The 16,810-nt window shown below is 64.0% G+C and carries 15 protein-coding genes; 10 read left to right on the top strand and 5 right to left on the bottom strand.

The features are described from left to right. Positions 1-34 precede the first annotated feature (34 nt). A complete protein-coding gene (locus tag AC0L3I_RS21110) occupies positions 35-1,171 on the bottom strand; it encodes an alpha-hydroxy acid oxidase (RefSeq protein ID WP_473528100.1) in 1,137 nt (378 codons plus the stop codon). A 49-nt stretch (positions 1,172-1,220) separates the two neighbouring features. Continuing rightward, complete coding sequence (locus tag AC0L3I_RS21105) at positions 1,221-2,024, bottom strand: FadR/GntR family transcriptional regulator (protein WP_473528099.1); 804 nt, start codon at positions 2,022-2,024, stop codon at positions 1,221-1,223. Positions 2,025-2,221: 197 nt separating this feature from the next. Between AC0L3I_RS21105 and AC0L3I_RS21100 the strand changes: the two genes are divergently transcribed. From AC0L3I_RS21100 to AC0L3I_RS21075, 6 genes are all read left to right on the top strand, one after another. Beyond that, positions 2,222-3,544: a DUF3422 family protein gene (locus tag AC0L3I_RS21100; RefSeq protein WP_473528098.1), complete on the top strand. Its 1,323-nt coding sequence runs from the start codon at positions 2,222-2,224 to the stop codon at positions 3,542-3,544. 410 nt (positions 3,545-3,954) lie between these two features. Continuing rightward, positions 3,955-5,451 carry an FAD-linked oxidase C-terminal domain-containing protein gene (locus AC0L3I_RS21095; RefSeq protein WP_473528097.1) on the top strand — a complete coding sequence of 499 codons (1,497 nt, stop codon included), beginning with the start codon at positions 3,955-3,957 and terminating at the stop codon, positions 5,449-5,451. A gap of 239 nt (positions 5,452-5,690) precedes the next feature. After that, positions 5,691-6,947, top strand: coding sequence for an FAD-binding protein (locus AC0L3I_RS21090; RefSeq protein WP_473528096.1), 1,257 nt, complete (start codon positions 5,691-5,693; stop codon positions 6,945-6,947). Beyond that, positions 6,944-7,360: a DUF4870 family protein gene (locus AC0L3I_RS21085; protein ID WP_473487141.1), complete on the top strand. Its 417-nt coding sequence runs from the start codon at positions 6,944-6,946 to the stop codon at positions 7,358-7,360. Before AC0L3I_RS21090 ends, AC0L3I_RS21085 begins: the two co-directional genes overlap by 4 nt. A gap of 68 nt (positions 7,361-7,428) precedes the next feature. Continuing rightward, positions 7,429-8,730: a glycolate oxidase subunit GlcF gene (gene glcF / locus AC0L3I_RS21080; RefSeq protein WP_473528095.1), complete on the top strand. Its 1,302-nt coding sequence runs from the start codon at positions 7,429-7,431 to the stop codon at positions 8,728-8,730. Between the two features lie 31 nt (positions 8,731-8,761). Beyond that, positions 8,762-9,259, top strand: a complete 498-nt coding sequence (locus AC0L3I_RS21075) for a hypothetical protein (protein WP_473528094.1) — start codon at positions 8,762-8,764, stop codon at positions 9,257-9,259. Positions 9,260-9,775: 516 nt separating this feature from the next. Here the strand turns inward: AC0L3I_RS21075 and AC0L3I_RS21070 are convergent. Further along, a complete protein-coding gene (locus AC0L3I_RS21070; RefSeq protein WP_473528093.1) occupies positions 9,776-10,696 on the bottom strand; it encodes a bifunctional 5,10-methylenetetrahydrofolate dehydrogenase/5,10-methenyltetrahydrofolate cyclohydrolase in 921 nt (306 codons plus the stop codon). A 272-nt stretch (positions 10,697-10,968) separates the two neighbouring features. Beyond that, entirely contained in the window at positions 10,969-11,715 is a 747-nt protein-coding gene (locus AC0L3I_RS21065) for a L,D-transpeptidase (protein WP_473487137.1), read from the bottom strand. Positions 11,716-11,926: 211 nt separating this feature from the next. Here AC0L3I_RS21065 and AC0L3I_RS21060 point away from each other — a divergent pair, with 211 nt between their 5' ends. After that, positions 11,927-12,562, top strand: coding sequence for a DNA-3-methyladenine glycosylase I (locus AC0L3I_RS21060; RefSeq protein WP_473528092.1), 636 nt, complete (start codon positions 11,927-11,929; stop codon positions 12,560-12,562). Positions 12,563-12,614: 52 nt separating this feature from the next. On the opposite strand, the gene AC0L3I_RS21055 is transcribed toward AC0L3I_RS21060, so the two are convergent. Beyond that, positions 12,615-12,866, bottom strand: a complete 252-nt coding sequence (locus tag AC0L3I_RS21055) for a hypothetical protein (RefSeq protein WP_473528091.1) — start codon at positions 12,864-12,866, stop codon at positions 12,615-12,617. A gap of 299 nt (positions 12,867-13,165) precedes the next feature. On the opposite strand from AC0L3I_RS21055, the gene hisS reads away from it, so the two are divergent. The 3 genes from hisS to hisG all read left to right on the top strand — a co-directional run bounded on the left by hisS (position 13,166) and on the right by hisG (position 16,689). Further along, a complete protein-coding gene (gene hisS / locus AC0L3I_RS21050) occupies positions 13,166-14,695 on the top strand; it encodes a histidine--tRNA ligase (RefSeq protein WP_473528090.1) in 1,530 nt (509 codons plus the stop codon). A gap of 174 nt (positions 14,696-14,869) precedes the next feature. Further along, a complete protein-coding gene (locus tag AC0L3I_RS21045; protein ID WP_473528089.1) occupies positions 14,870-15,991 on the top strand; it encodes an ATP phosphoribosyltransferase regulatory subunit in 1,122 nt (373 codons plus the stop codon). Then, complete coding sequence (gene hisG, locus AC0L3I_RS21040; RefSeq protein ID WP_473528088.1) at positions 15,988-16,689, top strand: ATP phosphoribosyltransferase; 702 nt, start codon at positions 15,988-15,990, stop codon at positions 16,687-16,689. The genes AC0L3I_RS21045 and hisG overlap by 4 nt, the downstream gene beginning before the upstream one ends. The last annotated feature ends 121 nt before the right edge of the window (positions 16,690-16,810 follow it).

Raw genomic sequence — 16,810 nt, 5'->3', positions numbered from 1 at the left:
GCGTCCATCTCCGTGATCATGCCGTCACGGGCGTCTAACGCCGAAGCTGATCCTTGCCCATGTCGGTTACCAGACGCTTTCCGCACAGTGCCAGCGTTATGTCCATCTCCTTGCGGATGATTTCCAAGGCTTTTGTGACCCCTTCCTTGCCTAGCGCGCCGAGGCCGTAAAGGAAAGGCCGGCCGATATAGGTGCCCTTGGCGCCGAGGCACAGCGCCTTCAGAACGTCCTGGCCCGAGCGGATGCCGCCATCCATATGCACCTCGATCGTGTCGCCGACCGCGTCGGCGATCTCTTCCAGCACCTCGATCGACGACGGCGCACCATCGAGCTGGCGTCCGCCATGATTGGAGACGATGATCGCGTCGGCGCCGGTCTTGGCTGCCATCAGCGCGTCTTCCTTGTCGAGGATGCCCTTCAGGATCAGCTTGCCGCCCCAGCGCTCCTTGATCCAGGCAACGTCCTTCCACGACAGATGCGGATCGAATTGCTCCGTCGTCCATGACGACAGCGAGGTGAGGTCGCCGACGCCCTTGGCGTGGCCGACGATGTTGCGGAAGGTCCGGCGCTTGGTCCCCACCATGCCGATGCACCAGCCCGGCCTGGTCGCCATCTGCCAGATGTGTTTCGGCGTGAAGCGCGGCGGCGCCGAAAGCCCGTTGCGGATATCCTTATGGCGCTGGCCGAGGATCTGCAGGTCGAGCGTCAGCACCAGCGCCGAGCACTTCGCCGCCTTCGCCCTGTCGATGAGACTGAGGACGAAATCCTTGTCGCGCAGCACATAGAGCTGGAACCAGAACGGCTTCTTGGTCACTGATGCAACATCCTCGATCGAGCAGATGCTCATCGTCGACAGCGTGAACGGCACGCCGAATTCCTCCGCCGCCCGCGCCGCCAGCATCTCGCCGTCGGGGTGCTGCATGCCGGTCATGCCGGTCGGCGCCAGCGCCACCGGCATCGCCACCTTCTCGCCGATCATGGTCGATTCCAGCGAGCGGTTGCTCATGTCGACCATCACGCGCTGGCGGAACTTGATCTTTTGGAAATCCTCCTCGTTGGCCCGGTAGGTGCTTTCGGTCCATCCACCGGAATCGGCATAGTCGAAGAACATCTTCGGCACGCGGCGGCGCGCCAGGTCCTTGAGATCGGCGATGGTAAGGATCATGCTCATGGGCTTCCCGCTGATTGTTCGTTAATTCGTCGTAATTCTTAGCCGGCTCTCACGAGCGTTTTCTTGCCGGCTCGCTGTCGGCGGCTTCGGAGCGCTGCATCAGCCTCAGCCGCGACACACGTTGCCAGTCGCCGCTGCGCTCGGCCTCGGCCATGGTGCGTTCGACATGGGTGATGTGGTCCATCGCCGCTTGCCGCGCGCCCGCCGGATCGCCGGCCTTCACCGCCGCGTAGATCGCCCGGTGCTGCGAGAGCAGCGCTTCGCGCGCGCCCGGCACGTTGAACACCAGGAGCCGGTTCTGGAAGACGCCCTCCGACAGCAGCCGGTAGCACGAGCGCAGCGTGTGCAAAAGGATGATGTTGTGCGCGCATTCGCAGATCGCGTGGTGGAACTCGACGTCGATTTCCGCCTCGTCGTCGAAATTGCCGGTCCGGTGCGCCTCGTCCATGCGCGCCATGATGCGGTCGAGCAGCGCCAGGTCGTCTGATGTGACGCGCCGCGCCGCATACTCGGCCGCCACCGCCTCGATCTCGCGGCGGTATTCCAGATAGTCGGTCGCCGCCTTGCGGTGCATGGATATCAGGTCCGTCACCGGCTTGGTGAACAATTGGCCGATGACGTCGGCGACATGGGTGCCGCCGCCTGGCCGCGTGGTCAAAAGCCCGCGCCCCTCCAGCGCCTTCAGCGCATCGCGCAGGATCGGCCGCGACACCTCGAACCGGCGCGCCAGCTCGCGTTCTCCCGGCAGCCTGTCGCCGGTGCGCAGAACGCCTTCGAGGATCAGACTCTCGATCTGCTGCACCACCTCGTCGGCGGTGCGGGAATGCTCGATCCTGGAGAAAATGTCGCTCAACGGGGATGCCTGGGGATTGAACCGGTGACGCGCAAGATAAAGCCAGCGTCAGCAACTGGTCAAATTATTTATCCAATTCGCCCGCTTGGCCGGGTCCAGCCCCGTCGAGGCATATCGCTTTCGGCTAACTTGTCGTTTGCGTCCCCCGGCAATTGGCTCTAGAGGGACGCGAGTGCACCGAGCCCGGGGGACCAGCCGTGGCAGATGACCCGTCCAATCTCGAATTTCAGCCGCGCGTCGAGGGCAGCGTCATGGGCTTTCCCGCGCATGAGGGACGGCCTGGCGCGCTCGGCGAGGTTCACGCCCGTCCGCATCCGCTGGTCGAGAAACCGCGCGTGCTGGTGCAGCTTTCGTTCATGACCGAAGCTGGGTCCGGCGTCGACCAAGCCGTGCTTTCCGAATTGTCGCGGCGCCTCGGCATCGCCGTGCCTGACCCTCATGCCCGCCACCACGCGATGAAGTGGGGCAAGGGCTCGCTGCGCTGGGAACGGCACACGGAATTCTCCACCTATCTGTGGGAAGGACCGCTCTCGGAGAGCGGCCAGCGCCAGGAAGGTTCGCCTTTCGGCAACGGGTTTTCGCCGCCGGGAACGGTGATTTCCGGCATCAGACTCGAAATCCGCAAATGGACGCAGGCGAGCGAAAGGCTGATCGCCGGCTTCGACCCGACCAGCCTGTGCTATTCGCTGGTCGAGCGCGGCAACGCCGCCATCGTCACCGATTTCCGCCAGGACGGTGACGGCATGACCCGCATGCTGGTGCTCGACCGCGGCCTGACGCCGGCACGCACCGGCGCGCTGGCGCAACGGCTGATCGATATCGAAACCTACCGCACGCTGGCCATGCTTGGCCTGCCGCTGGCGCTGATGCTGTCCGGTCGCGCGCGCCGCATTGAGGACAGGCTGGCACAGACCACACTGGAAATGAAAGTCGCCGAAACCCGCGACAACCAGACGCTGCTTGCCGACCTGACCGAGCTTGCCGCCGAACTGGAGGCCGATGCAGCCTCCAGCCTCTATCGCTTCGGCGCCAGCCGCGCCTATGACGGCATCGTCCGCGAACGGCTGGAGGCGCTGGAAGAAGAGGCGGTGCCCGGCTACGACACCTGGGGCGGATTCCTGCAGCGCCGCGTCGCCCCAGCCATGCGCACCTGCCGTTCGGTCGAGGAGCGTCAGGCCAATCTGTCGACGAAGCTCACCCGCGCCACCACGCTGCTGCGCACCTGGGTCGACGTCGAGGTCGAGAAGCAGAACCGCGATCTGCTGGCGTCGATGAACAATCGCGCCCGCCTGCAATTGCGGCTGCAGCAGACGGTGGAAGGGCTCTCGGTCGCCGCCGTCTCCTATTATGTCGTCGGCCTGATCGGCTACGTCGCCAAGGGTGCCTCGATCTTCGGCCATGCCTTCGCGCCCGAGGTCGTCACCGCCGCCTCGGTGCCGCTCGCCATCCTGCTGGTCTGGTGGGGCGTGCGCCGTGTGCGCCGCCTGCACTCCGAACCCGCCAAGCAGGCAGCGGAGTAAAAGCCTTACCCTCCCCCTTGTGGGGAGGGTCGGCGAGCAAGCTGAGCGAAGCGAAGTTTGCGAAACGGGGTGGGGATGCTCATAAAGCGCGTCCCTCTCGCCGACCCCCACCCGCTCACTTCGTTCGCGACCCTCCCCACAAGGGGGTGTTTGGACCGGGACATCGCGCTCGTGTCCTCGAATGGCATCTCGAACCTCCCGGCGCAAAGCGCGCCAAACTGTTCGCGATGTCCTCGCACACCTGTTCGCGATGTCCCGGTCCAAACAAGGGAGAGGGTAAAACTGCAGCGGCAGATTGTCGCCGCGGAAGGCGGTGCAGGTGTCGGCTCCGATTTCGGCCAAAGCAGGATTTGCAACAGGCGCCTGCCGCTGGTAAAAGATTTTTACCAGTCGATCGAAGGAGACTGTTGATGTCCGGCCTGCTGATGCCGAAGCCAGACGACGCCACGATGCGCCGGCGCGACGAGATCGTCGCCGATATGCGCATTATCGTGCCCGGCGAGGGCGTCGTCGACGCGACCAATTCGATGCGCGCCTTCGAGAGCGACGGCCTCACCGCCTATCGGCAATTGCCGCTGGTCGTGGTGCTGCCCGAAACGGTGGCGCAGGTCTCGCGCGTGCTGAAATATTGCAACGACCGCAACATCCGCGTTGTGCCGCGCGGTTCCGGCACCTCTCTGTCCGGCGGCGCGCTGCCGCTGAAAGACGCCGTGCTGCTGGTGATGAGCAGGTTCAACCGCATTCTCGAGATCGATTTTCCCAACCGCATCATCGTCGCCCAGCCGGGCGTCACCAATCTCGGCATCACCACCGCCGTCGAGCAGGAGGGCTTTTATTACGCCCCCGATCCATCCTCCCAGATCGCCTGCTCGATCGGCGGCAATGTCGCGGAGAATTCCGGCGGCGTGCATTGCCTGAAATACGGCCTCACCGCCAATAATGTGCTCGGCATCGAGATGGTGCTGATGAACGGCGAGGTGGTGCGGCTCGGCGGCAAGCATCTCGATGCGGAAGGCTACGACCTGCTCGGGGTGATGACCGGTTCCGAAGGGCTGCTCGGCGTCGTCACCGAGGTCACCGTGCGCATACTGAAGAAGCCGGAGACGGCGCGCGCGCTGCTGATCGGCTTCCCGACCAGCGAGCAGGGCGGCCAATGCGTCGCCGACATCATCGGCGCCGGCATCATCCCGGGCGGCATGGAGATGATGGACCGCCCGGCGATCCACGCGGCCGAGGATTTCGTCCATGTCGGCTATCCCATGGATGTCGAGGCGCTGCTGATCGTCGAACTCGACGGGCCGGGCGTCGAGGTCGATCATTTGATCGGCCTGGTTGAGGCGATCGCCTATAGGAACGGCTCGACCACATGCCGCATCTCGCAATCGGAGCAGGAGCGGCTGAGCTTCTGGGCCGGCCGCAAGGCTGCCTTTCCGGCGGTCGGCCGCATTTCGCCAGACTATTACTGCATGGACGGCACCATCCCGCGCAAGGAACTGCCGCGGGTGCTGCACGGCATGCGCGAACTCTCCGAAAAATACGGGCTCGGCGTCGCCAATGTTTTCCATGCCGGCGACGGCAATCTGCATCCGCTCATCCTCTATGACGCCAATGTGCCGGGCGAGCTCGACAAGGCGGAAAGTTTCGGCGCCGACATTTTGCGGCTCTGCGTCAAGGTCGGCGGCGTGCTGACCGGCGAGCACGGCGTGGGGGTGGAGAAGCGTGACCTGATGCCGGAAATGTTCAACCAGATCGACCTCGACCAGCAGATGCGGGTCAAATGCGCTTTCGACCCCAACCATCTGCTCAATCCGGGCAAGGTGTTTCCGCAGCTGCGGCGCTGCGCCGAGCTCGGACGCATGCACGTGCATCGCGGCCAGACGGCGTTTCCGGACATTCCGAGGTTTTGAGTGGGTACGTTGGCGCTTGAACACCCCCCTCTGTCCTGCCGGACATCTCCCCCTCAAGGGGGGAGATTGGCAGCTCGCGCGCCTCACCCTTCTTTCAACGTTGAAGATTGGCGAAGCCAGACGCGACATCTGATCTCCCCCCTTGAGGGGGAGATGCCAAGTTTTGGCAAAGAGGGCAGGACAGAGGGGGGCGCGAAGGAACGCGGCGTTCCCGAATTTGCAAATGGCGCGTCGGTCCCATGACCACCTTCACCCCGTCCAGCGCCGCCGAAACCCTCGCCACCGTCGCCTGGGCTGCCGCGGAAGAATCGCCGCTCGAAATCATCGGCCATGGCTCCAAGCGCGGCATCGGCCGTCCGCTGCAGACCGAACACACGCTCGATCTGTCGAAACTTTCCGGTGTCATGCTCTACCAGCCGGCCGAACTGGTGCTGTCGGCCAAGGCCGGCACGCCGCTGGCCGAGATCGAAAGACTGCTCGCCGAAAACGGCCAGCAGCTGGCCTTCGAGCCGCTGGACTATGGCCCGCTGCTCGGCGGCGAAAAGGGAAAAGGCACGATCGGCGGCGTGCTGGCTGCGAACCTTTGCGGCCCGCGCCGGCTGAAGGCGGGGTCGGCGCGCGACCATATTCTTGGCATAGCAGCGGTTTCGGGTCGGGGCGAGGCGTTCAAGTCGGGCGGTCGCGTGGTCAAGAACGTCACCGGCTACGACCTCTCCAAGCTCATGGCCAACAGCTGGGGCACGCTTGCCGTCCTCACCGACGTCACCTTCAAGGTGCTGCCATCAGCCGAGACCGAAGTCACGCTCGCTTTGCGCGGCCTGCTTGACGATCATGCCGCTGCCGCCATGGCGCTGGCGCTCGGCTCCAGCGCCGAAGTGTCGAGCGCTGCCCATCTTCCCGAACGCGTTGCCGCACGGGTCGCCGGCGGCAGTCTCGGCAGCGCCGCGGCGACATTGCTGCGCGTCGAGGGCTTCGGTCCGTCTGTTGCCTACCGCATCGCCGCGCTGAAAGACCTGCTCGGAAAAGCCGGGCCGTTCAAGGAAATTTCGGGCGAGATCTCGCGCTCCGTCTGGCTCGATATCCGCGATTGTGCGCCGTTTGCCGACGGCAGCGAAAAGCCGGTGTGGCGCGTGTCGATGGCGCCGGCGCAAGGCCACCAGATGGTGCTGGCGCTGCGCATGCAGGCGGCCGTCGATGCCTTTTATGACTGGCAGGGCGGACTGATCTGGCTGCGCATGGAGCATGGCGATCCCGAAGCCGATCTTCTGCGCGGACTGCTGAGGCAGTATGGCGGCGGCCATGCGACGCTGGTGCGCGCCGCCCCTTCGCATCGCGCCGCTGTGCCGGTGTTCGAGCCGCAGGCGCCGCAACTGGCAGCGTTGTCGGCCAGGCTCAAAGCCGAATTCGATCCCAAGAATATCCTCAATCCCGGCCGTATGGCGGCGGCGGCAAGCTCTGCTACTCTTGGCCCGGCAACCGAGGGAGCAGCATCATGAGCGACATCAATCCAGGCCCGGCTGATTCAGGCCCGGCTGATTCAAAAAAGCCCGCACCGCGCCAGACCGACCGCTGGCTGGAGCCGGGTTCGACCAACGCACTGGTCATCTACATCCTTTATCTCGCCAGCCTCGTCATCGGCGTCACCGGTATTGTCGGCATCGTTCTGACCTATATCAACCGCGGCAAGGCTGGCGGCTTCGTCGAGAGCCACTACACATTCCTGATCCGCACCTTCTGGATCGGCCTGCTTTATGCGCTGATTTCGGTTGTGCTGATGATGGTGGCGATAGGCGTCGTGCTGATTTTCGCCGTCGTCGTCTGGTTCATCGCCCGCTGCATTCTCGGCCTGCAGGCGCTGCAGCGTGGCGAGGCGGTCAAAGACCCGGAAAGTTGGTTCCTCGGATTGTAGAGCATGATCCCGAAAAGTGGGAACCGGTTTTCGGAAAAGATCATGCTCAAACGGTAAGGACTTTTTGCGTGCAGACCAATTTCTCAGCTGCCCAGCTTGCCGATCCGCATGTCGCGGAATCGGAAAAGATCCTGCGCAAATGCGTGCATTGCGGTTTCTGCACGGCCACCTGTCCGACCTATGTGACGCTTGGCAACGAGCTGGATTCGCCGCGCGGGCGGATCTACCTGATCAAGGATATGCTGGAGAACGGCCGCCCCGCCGATAAGGAGATCGTCACCCATATCGACCGCTGCCTGTCCTGCCTCGCCTGCATGACAACCTGCCCGTCAGGCGTCAACTACATGCATCTGGTCGACCATGCCCGCGCCCATATCGAGGAGACGTACAAGCGCCCGCTGCCCGATCGGCTGACGCGCGCCATGCTGGCCTTGGTCCTGCCTTATCCCTCGCGCTTTCGCGCTGCGCTCAAGCTGGCGAGGCTCGCGCAGCCATTCGCCGGTCTGTTCGAAAAGATCCAGGCGCTGATGCCGCTGGGCGCGATGCTCATGCTCGCCCCGGCGTCGATTCCCGCGGCCTCGCCAATGGCTTCGCCGGGCATCCATGCTGGGCAGGGCGCAACAAAAAACGGCCGCGTCGCCATTCTCACCGGCTGCGCACAATCCGTGCTGGATCCCGCCATCAACGACACGACGATCGCGCTGCTGACGCGGCTCGGCGTCGATGTCGTGGTTCCTGAGGGCGAGGGCTGCTGCGGCGCGCTGGTCCATCACATGGGGCGCGAGGAGGCAGCCCTTGCCTCGGCCAGGCGCAATGTCGACGCCTGGACACGCGCGATCGACCAGGGCGGGCTGGATGCCATCGTCATCACCGCGTCCGGCTGCGGCACCACGATCAAGGACTACGGCTTCATGCTGCGCCTCGATCCGGCCTATGCCGAAAAGGCGGCGCGGGTGTCGGCGCTGGCCAAGGACATCACCGAATATCTCGTGAGCCTCGACCTGCCCGAGCCGGTGCGCAAGCCCGGCACGATCGTCGCCTATCACTCCGCCTGCTCGATGCAGCACGGCCAAAAAATCACCCGCCAGCCGAAGGAGCTTCTGGCCAAAGCCGGCTTCATCGTGCGCGAACCGCGCGAGGGGCATTTGTGCTGCGGCTCGGCCGGCACCTACAACATCCTGCAATCCGAGATTTCGGCTCAGCTGCGTGACCGCAAGGTCAGGAATATCGAGGCGACGGGTGCAGAAATCGTCGCCACCGGCAACATCGGCTGCATCACCCAGATCGCCTCGGCTGCGAAGCTGCCGGTGGTGCACACGATAAAACTGCTCGACTGGGCCTATGGTGGCGAACCACCAAGAATGAGTTGATTGCGGCCCACCTACTAATGAGAATGCAGAAGTGCTCGATTCAGAGTCCGAAGAGATTGAAACCATCGTTCGGTTGCTATCGGACGGGTCGCGCACGACGATCCAGGCCCGCTATAGCGAATGCCAGACAATCATCGCTCTGCATCTCAAGGACGGGTCCGAATTCCTATTTGAGCTGATAAAGGCAGCAGTCGAAGCCGACGTTCACCAGACCAATCTGATTGACGACGTGATTTCGTTTCTCGACGACACGCATTTGGCCCGTCTGGCATTTTTTCTGCAAGGAAAAGTGAAACGCGAAATAGACGTCGAGGATCTGGTTGCTCACGTCGCCTTGCAGGCGCCGGAATTGTTGCCAGCCAGCACCTTGGGCGACATTCCCGATTTCGCAGACTGGCTGACGCATGATGATCCTCATTCGCCGCCCGCGTGCCATCACTTCATCTTTGAGGAGGGCGCTCCGAGCGACATGTCGTTTCCGACGCATCGCAACCATCCCACCTGGCACCTGCCGGAGGCAGGACCGTAATTTGCGGTTGGCGGCGAGGGGATGGCCACCTGTCCGGCTTGCGGCAACAGGCTGGTGCATCTCGTCACCTTGAACGATCTTGGAGGGCAAAGAGGCGCATTTCCTCGGCTCCGCCTTGAAACTTGCGAGGGGTCTCTCGAGCCGACCTACTATTCCCATAACGCCGCCGGGGTGCCGACACCGATCGCGCCGTTCCATTCCTCCGATGACTTCGCTTCCGAACGAGCGACCAAGGAGAGCATCGCCCGTCTGGCGCCGACGCCGCAGCGATGGCTCAGGCAGTCGTACGGGATAAGCAATTCAAGGCAAAACCTGTTTCGGCTTGGCGGGCTGCCCTCATGGATTCAGGGGCCCCAGTTTCCAGTCGTTCCCGGAACGGACCGGAAAATGAAATTTCTTCTTCAGTTCGATTCACTCGCCGGCTTGTGCTGGGGCAGCGGTGGGATGCTTTACGTCTTTTGGGATGAGGATAGCCGGATCACATGCCATCTGCCGCAATACACGTGACGCCACCAGCTACTCCGCCGCGAGCCTCTCCGCCGTCCCGTAGGTCGCCTGGTAGCGCGCGCGTTGCCGGCTGAGCGCTACCATCGTGTTGCGCAAAAGGATCGCCACTGTGATGGGGCCGACGCCGCCTGGCACCGGCGTGATCCATGACGCCACCTCCTTGACGCTCTCGGCGTCGACGTCGCCGACGATGCGGCTCTCCCCGTCCGGTCCTGTCTCGGCATTGATGCCGATGTCGATGACGGCTGCACCAGGCTTGACCATGTCGGCCTTGATCAGCCGCGGCCTGCCGACGGCGACGAACAGCGCGTCGGCGCGGCGCGCATGCGCTGCCACCGAGCGCGTCATGTGATGGCAGACCGTCACCGTCGCGCCCTCGCTCATCAGCAGGAAGGCGATCGGCTTGCCGACGATCTCGGAGTGACCGACGATGACGACCTCGAGCCCCTTCAGATCGAGACCGGTCTCCTTGAGCAGTTCGACCGAGGCTGCCGCCGTGCACGGCGCGAGGTCGAGCTGGTTATAGACGATGTTGCCGATCGAAGCCGGATGCATGCCCTCGACATCCTTGAGCGGATGCACCGCCGCCTGAAGGATCTTGATCGGGATATGCGCCGGCACCGGCCGCTGGATGATGATACCGGTGACGCGCGGATCGGAATTCAGGCCGTGGATCGCCGCTTCGAGTTCGCCGGCGGTGATGTCGGCGGCAAACCGCCTTTCCTCGAAGCCGATACCGGCCAATGCCGCCTTGGCGCGCTGGTTGCGCACATAGACATCGACTGCAGCTGTGTCGCCGACGGTAATCGATATCAGGTTGGGCGGAAAACCTTCGGCGGTGGCGACCGCTGCATCCTCGCGCACGGCAGCGATGATGCGTTGGGCGACCGGGCCGCCTTTGAGATAGCGGCTGTCATCGGACAGGGACATGGAGATAGGCCTTTGTCTGGAAGCGTTGCAGCCGACATAGCAAAATAACGAGAAGAATGGCAGCGAGAATGCGAACCGCCATACCTCTGGCGCGACGTACCGGCCAAGCCTGATCCCGCCACGCCTGATCCTATCGTTTCCCAGAAACAAAAAGGGCAGCGCGGCAAACCGCGCTGCCCTTTCGTGACTGACCGCATCCCCACACGGCCCGTCCCCCGTATCCGATGATCCAGAGTCTTCTGGACAGAATCGACGATAAAATCAACTGCAGATTACATCACCACAACCGTCGTGCCAACATCGACCCGCTCATAGAGGTCGACGACGTCCTCGTTGCGCATGCGAATGCAGCCGGACGACACCGCGCCGCCGATCGTCCAGGGTTGGTTGGTGCCGTGGATGCGGTATTCCGTCGAGCCGAGATAAAGCGCGCGCGCGCCGAGCGGGTTTTCCATGCCGCCGGCAAGATAGGTCGGCAGATAGCGGCCCTTGGCGGCCTCGCGGGCGATCATCACCGCTGGCGGGCGCCAGTCCGGCCACACGCGCTTGTTGCTGATCTTGTGCGTGCCGGCCCATTCGAAGCCCGGCTTGCCGGTGCCGACGCCATAGCGCCGCGCCTTGCCGTTGTTCTCGACTAGGTAGAGAAAATTCTCCCTCGTATCGATGACGATCGTGCCCGGCTTCTCCGGACCGTCATAGGCGACTTCCTGCGGCAGGTAGATCGGGTTGATCTGCGGGCGCGCCACCAGGCGCTTCTTGGCCGGCGCCTGCATCGCCGCCGTGTGCAGCTGAGCCGGTTGCGCCTGCCGTTGAGAACGGCGCTGCGGCTTTTGCATCTCTTGCCGGTTCTGGCGGACGATGCCCGGCGCGCGGCCAAGCTGCAGCACCCAGGGCGCCGAAAGGTCGGGGCTCACCATCACCGGCGGCCTGTCAGCATAGCGGTCGTTGGCGCTGGAGGATGTAGCGGCAGTGGCCAGCACGGCTGCCGCGCCGAGCAGCGGGAACAAAAATGTCTTCATCGGAACGCACCTTGATCGTCGAACACGCCGGGCGCAAAAGCGTCCCCGGTTCGCGGACATTGGGCGCGGAGCAGCAACCGAAACATGAATCGGAATGCGTAAAATGCTCCATTGTCAGTAAAGCTTTCGGTGTGGTTACCGGCCGGTTCAGGAATCTGGTAAAGCCGCGGTAAAGGCAGCGCTGAGGCGCATTAACGAATGGAATTCCGCCATGGATGAGAAGACAGGCCTGCTCGCCGGCCCCGATGGTATCGCGCGCTGCTTCTGGCACGGCAATCTGCCGGATTATCTGCACTACCACGATCATGAATGGGGCCGGCCGGTCACCGACGACCGCAGGCTGTTCGAAAAGATCTGTCTCGAAGGCTTTCAATCGGGCCTGTCCTGGCTGACCATATTGCGCAAGCGCGAGAACTTCCGCGAGGCGTTCGCCGGCTTCGATGTCGACAAGATCGCCGCCTTTACCGACGAGGATGTCGAGCGCCTGCTCGGCAATGCCGGCATCATCCGCCACCGCGGCAAGATCGTCTCGACTATCAACAACGCCAAGCGCGCGCGTGAATTGGCCGACGAGGCCGGCTCACTGGCGGCCTGGTTCTGGAAGTTCGAACCCAGCCCGGACGAACGGCCCGAAATCGTCGATCTCGCCCATCTGCGCGCCAACCCGACCACGGCGGTCTCGGTGCGGATTTCGAAGGAATTGAAAAAGCGCGGCTGGAGCTTTGTCGGCCCGACCACCGTCTACGCCTTCATGCAGGCCATGGGGCTGGTCAACGACCATCTGGAGGGCTGCGTCTGCCGTGAGCAGGTCGAGGCGGAGCGCAAGGCGTTCAAGCGGCCGAAGTAGCATCCTTCTTGCCTTCTCCCACAAGGGGAGAAGGAAAGGAGCACTCAAAAACTCAAGCGCCGCTGGCGCCCGCGAGAACGAGCCCGGCGACGATGGCCGCCACGGTGGCGAAGGCCGGATAGATGACCAGCAGGCCAGTTATCAGCGCATCGCGCATGGTCGGTCCCGTACGCTTGTCTGCGGCAACCTCGAATGGTCCCGCCATTTGGGCTGCAGGTCTCGGTGCATGATGATCGGCCGGCCGCAGCCGGAGCAGCTCGCGGGCGCCGCTGTCGATGATGTCGAATTTCCGTGCCGTGGTCATGGCCCGAACCCCTTGTTTCGGCGTGCTTTATCGGCTGCGATTGTGTCGGTACGATGCCGCGCTCATGGCGGAATTGTTTCAGCTTTTTCCTTCTCCCCTTGTAGGAGAAGGTGGATCGGCGCGCAGCGCCGAGACGGTTGAGGGGTGTTGGACGGAGCGCGGTCGATGCCAAGCTGGAGCACCCCTCATCCGAACGGGGGAGAAGGCAGGGCGGCAAACCCTTGCCGCGCCAAGCCCCATCGGTTAGGACACGCCCACTCGAAATAAGTCAGTTTTTACTTAGCAAAAAGACCCATGCCATGGCCGACAAATCGGAAAAGATGAAAGCGCGGCTGCCGCGCGGGCTTGTCGACCGCGGCGCAGACGATATCCGCGCCGTCGAGAAGATGATGGCGACGATCCGCTCGGTCTATGAGCTGTACGGCTTCGAGCCGGTCGACCAGCCGCTGATCGAATACACCGATGCGCTGGGCAAATTTTTGCCCGACCAGGACCGGCCGAACGAGGGCGTGTTCTCGTTCCAGGACGACGACGACCAGTGGCTGTCGCTGCGTTACGACCTGACGGCGCCGATGGCGCGCTTCGTCGCCGAGAATTACGAGCGCCTGCCGAAACCCTATCGCAGCTACCGCTCCGGCTGGGTGTTCCGCAACGAGAAGCCCGGCCCCGGCCGCTTCCGCCAGTTTATGCAGTTCGACGCCGATACTGTGGGCACGCCGGCTGTGGCGGCGGACGCCGAGATGGCGATGATGATGGCCGACGTGATGGAGGCGCTCGGCATCAAACGCGGCGACTACGTCATCCGCGTCAACAACCGCAAGGTGCTCGATGGCGTGCTCGAGGCGATCAACCTTGGCGGCAATGAGAATATTGGTCGCCGGTTGCAGGTGCTCAGGGCGATCGACAAGCTGGACAAGTTTGGACCGGAAGGCGTCAAGCTTTTGCTGGGCAAAGGTCGTTGGGACGGCGGTAAAGAGGGCGAGGGGGATTTCACAAAGGGGGCTGGGCTAGACGAAGTCCAAGCAGCGTTCGTTGTCGCCGTCGTTCTTCACAACCAACACGTTGAGGCTGGGCTCAAAAACGATGTAGGAAAATGGAACAGGGCACTAGAGGCCAACCACACCGCCGAAGCAGGATTTGCTGAACTCAAAGAGATTGAAGCGCTTGTCCTGGCTGCCGGCTATGGTCCGGACCGCATCCGCATCGATCCTTCCGTCGTCCGTGGCCTCGAATACTACACCGGCCCGGTCTATGAAGCCGAGCTCCTCGCGGAAATCCCCAATGAGGACGGCCAGATCGTGCGCTTCGGCTCGGTCGGCGGCGGTGGTCGCTATGACGGCCTTGTCTCGCGCTTCCGCGGCGAGCCGGTGCCGGCGACCGGCTTTTCCATCGGCGTCTCCAGGCTGATGACGGCGCTGAAGAACCTCGGCAAGCTCGATACGTCAGATGTGATCGCACCGGTCGTCGTGCTCACCATGGACAAGGATACGGACAGCCTCGGCCGCTACCAGAAGATGGTGGCCGGGCTGCGTGCCGCCGGCATCCGCTCCGAAATGTATCTCGGCGGCGCCGGCATGAAGGCGCAGCTCAAATATGCCGACCGCCGCGGCAGCCCGGTCGCCATCATCCAGGGCGGCGACGAGCGCGCCAAAGGCGAGGTGCAGATCAAGGATCTGATCGAAGGCGCCCGCATGTCGGCTGAAATCGCCGACAACGCCGAATGGCGCGCGGCACGGCCGGCGCAGGTGACGGCGGCGGAAAGCGAGCTGGTCGCCGAGGTCAGGAAGATACTTGCGGCGCAGGCCGAGGAGCGGGCGCGTGGCAAGTAGGACGCCAGTCTTCCCTTCTCCCCTTGTGGGAGAAGGTGGCCGAGCGAAGCTCGGTCGGATGAGGGGTGTTGGAAGAAACTCAACGCCGGTGCTCCGTCCAGCACCCCTCATCCGTCTTGGCGCTTCGCGCCAATCCACCTTCTCCCACAGGGGGAGAAGGGAAGGGCGCCTGCCATGACCTCCCGCTACCCCGCCATCGCATCAGACATCACAAAACTCTTCGCCGCGCGAAACACCCATGCGGTCGAGGTGGCGGTGCTGCAGCCGGCCGACCCATTCCTCGACATGGCGGGAGAGGATCTGCGCCGCCGCATTTTCCTCACCGAAAGCGAGACCGGCCTCACACTTTGCCTGCGGCCAGAGTTCACCATTCCGGTCTGCCTCGACCACATCGCCAGCCAGGCCGGCACGCCGCGCCGTTATTCCTATCTCGGCGAGGTGTTTCGCCAGCGCCGCGAGGGCGGCAATGAGTTCTTCCAGGCCGGCATCGAGGATCTCGGCGATGGCGACATCGCACAGGCCGATGCCCGTTCGCTGGCCGATGCGCATGCGCTGCTTTCGCTGGTGCTGCCGGACCAGGCACTGGCGATCACGCTCGGCGACCAGACCATATTCGAAGCGGTGCTCGCTGCGCTCGGCCTGCCGCGCGGCTGGCGTATGCGGCTGGCGCGGGCCTTCGGTTCGGCGGCGATGCTGGAGGCAGCGCTGGCCGACCTCGCCAACCCGCCGCGCAATGGCCAACTCGCCGGCCCGGTCGCTGCCCTTGTCCTCGACGGCGATCTGGAAGCGCTCTCATCGCATATCGCCGGCGGCATGGAGCAAGCGGGTCTGTCGGCGTCTGCCGGGCGCTCGCCGACCGACATTGCGCGACGCTTGATCGAGAAGGCCGAATTGCGCAGCGTCAGGCTATCGAACGAGGCGTTTTCGGCGCTGAAGGATTTTCTGGCGATCGATGTGGCGCTCGACGGCGCGGCAAAAGCGCTCGAAATCTTCGCGGCCGGCGCCGGGCTTTCGCTGGGTGCGGCGCTGGAGAATTTTTCCGCACGCGCCAAGGCGATCGAAGCCCTTGGCCTGCCCACGGCAAAAATCCGCTACGATGCCGCTTTCGGCCGCCCGCTCGATTACTACACCGGCCTGGTCTTCGAGATCGCGGCGCAAAACAGCGACCGGCCGTTGGCCGGCGGCGGCCGCTATGACCGCTTGCTGACGCTGCTCGGCGCGAAAACGCCGATCCCCGGCGTCGGCTTTTCCGTCTGGCTCGACCGCATCGAAGCGCTGCGGGAGAAGGCGCAATGATCACGCTGGCGATCCCGTCGAAGGGCCGGCTCAAGGAGCAGGCGCTGGAGGTGATGGCCAAGGCCGGGCTTGCCGTCAGCCTGCCCGGCGACGAGCGCAAATACCGCGCCCGCATCGAAGGCGTCGAAGCCGTCGAGGTGGCGTTCCTGTCGGCGTCCGAAATATCAGGTGAGATCGGCCAGGGCTCGGTCGACCTCGGCATCACCGGCGAGGATCTGTTGCGCGAAAGCCTCGCCGACTGGGAGGCGCATGCGGAGATTGTCGCCCGCCTCGGTTTCGGCAATGCCGATGTCGTGGTGGCGGTGCCCGACATCTGGCTCGACGTCGATACGATGGCCGATCTCGACGATGTCGCCGCCGATTTCCGCCAGCGCCACGGCAGGCGGCTCAGGATCGCCACCAAATACTGGCGGCTGACGCAGCAGTTCTTTTCGCAAAAGCACGGCATCCAGGTCTATCGCATCGTCGAGAGCCTGGGCGCCACTGAGGGCGCGCCGGCGGCGGGGTTGGCCGATGTCGTCGTCGACATAACCACGTCAGGCTCGACGCTGCGCGCCAATCATCTGAAGGTGCTGGCCGACGGCGTCATCCTGCGCTCGCAGGCCTGCCTTGTCGCGTCGCGGAAGACGCGAGCGGCGGCCGACGAGGCAGTCCTGCGCGATATAGCGGCGAAGATGGGTGCCTTCCTTCCCTCTTGAGTGGAGGGTGCCTCGCGAAGCGAGGCGGGTGGGGTCGGCCGAGCAGTGCGCCATCGGCCAACCCCCCCCCCCGCCAACCCCCCGCGGGCGGCCTCCCCCCCCCCCCCCAAAGGGGGGTTTG

The sequence above is a fragment of the Mesorhizobium sp. WSM4840 genome (assembly GCF_055811755.1).
Note: the sequence above shows the minus strand (reverse complement) of the source record. Positions and strands in the feature narration are given on the sequence as shown.